This window comes from Stenotrophomonas sp. GW821-FHT09E08, assembly GCF_059416125.1.
In genome coordinates this window covers 1-1708 of sequence record NZ_JBWKOO010000034.1, presented here as the reverse complement: position 1 = coordinate 1708, position 1708 = coordinate 1, and the positions used below count along the sequence as shown (strand labels likewise).

Sequence of the window (1708 nt, the reverse complement as noted above, 5' to 3'; positions counted from 1 at the left end):
CCGAACGGCACCTTGAATTCGCGGCGGCGGCCATCGGCCTCGATCACGCTCACGTCCAGGTCGCCGCCATAGCCGGTTGGGTACAGATCGTCGATGACGAAGCTGCCCGGCGACACCGTCGAGGAGTAGATCAACTGCTCATTCTGGCGCACTTCGATGCGCGCGTTGGTTTCAGCAATACCACGCACGACCGGCGCGTAGCCGCGCAGCGAGTCGGGCAGCATGCGGTCGTCGCTGGCCAGGCTGGCACCGCGGTACCCGATCGAATCGAACAGTTCACCGGTGGTGTAGGCCTCACCGATGGTGAGCATGCCGCGCACCTGCGGGATGCCGCGCTGTGCGTAGGTGGCGATGCTCTGCCAATGGCGGCCGTCACCCTCGGACCAGGTCAGGTTCGAGTCGTGGCGGAACTGCCAGCCGCCCAGGTTCAGGCCGGCATTGAGGCCAAGGTAGGCACTGCGGTTGCGCTGGCCACCTTCGACGCGGCTGTCGCTGTTGATCGCATTGAAGCTGTAGCCGACGAAGCCGGCATTGATGCCGCGGTCCCACAGCGCCGGGTTGACGTAGCCGCGCGCCTCGCGGCGCAGGAACACCTGCGGAATGCTGAGGTCGTAGCGCAGGTTGCCGCTGTCATAGATGCCGTAGGCGTTGCTCATGCGCTGCTGCACCGGCACGCAGCTGGTCTTGTCGGCCGGCACGGACGGGTCCTGCTGCAGCAGCACGGCCTCGCTGTCCACGCCCATTTCTTCCAGCATCGGCAGCGGCAGGCAGGCGTCGACGCGACCCTGCGCATCGGCCTTGAACTGCAGGTCGCGACGGCCCTGCCACGCACCGTTGACGTAGACGTCGACGCGGTAGGTGCCGGCCACCATCGGGTTGCCGTTGCTGAAGGCCGCCAGGTCGACCTGCTTGGCCTGGCCGGACAGGAAGCTGGAGTTGAACTGGGCCGATTCCGGTGCACGCGCATTGGCCGCACCACTCTGCGCCATCAGCGCCTGTTCGCCGAGATTGGCCGGGGCAGCCAACGCCCATCCTGGGCAGGCCACGCCAGCAACCAACAGGCAAAGCGCCTGATGGATCGACAATGTCAATCTGTTTCCGATCACACTGACATTCCTTCAATTCGCCGCACGGCGGCGGTGGCGGGATGCGCAGGCCATGGGCCGGCGCGGCGCGTTCAGCCCCCGGTGCTGCCGAGGCGGATGGTGTGTTCCACCCGGCCGCCGTAGTCGTTGATGGTGATGAAGCGGACCTGGTCGGTGCCCGCCGGTGCGGCGAACTCCAGGCTCTGCTTCGGCGCGACCATCGCGCCCTTGTCCTCGACGGCCTTTTCACTGCTGCCGGTCACGGCATGCACTTCAGCCAGCGTGACGTGGAAGGGGCTCGGGTTTTCCACCCGCAGGCGGTCGCCATTGCGGGTCCAGCGCAGTGCAGCCGGCGCGTCGTTGGCGACGCCCTTCAGGCCCTGCGGCCGGTAGAAAAGCTTCAGGCGCGAACGAAACGCGACCTGCAGGTAATTCTGTTCGCCACTGTTGTCGGCGTTGTCCGGCGACGGCGGCACATCCAGCACGTTGAGCCAGAACACCGACTCGCGGTCGGTCGGCAGCTGCGCGCCGGAGAAGATCAGGCGCAGCGCCTGGCTGCGGCCCGGCTCGACGCGCGCGATCGGCGGCGTCAGCACGAACGGTGCATCGCTGGTATCGGCGGT

General features: G+C 67.0%; 2 protein-coding genes. Both read right to left on the bottom strand.

The window, feature by feature from the left end:
• A partial coding sequence (locus AC07M7_RS21090; RefSeq protein ID WP_495208220.1) for a fimbria/pilus outer membrane usher protein occupies window positions 1-1085 on the bottom strand: 1085 nt, incomplete at its 3' end.
• A gap of 92 nt (window positions 1086-1177) precedes the next feature.
• The coding region (locus AC07M7_RS21085) for a fimbrial biogenesis chaperone (RefSeq protein ID WP_495208219.1) at window positions 1178-1708 on the bottom strand (531 nt) is incomplete at its 5' end.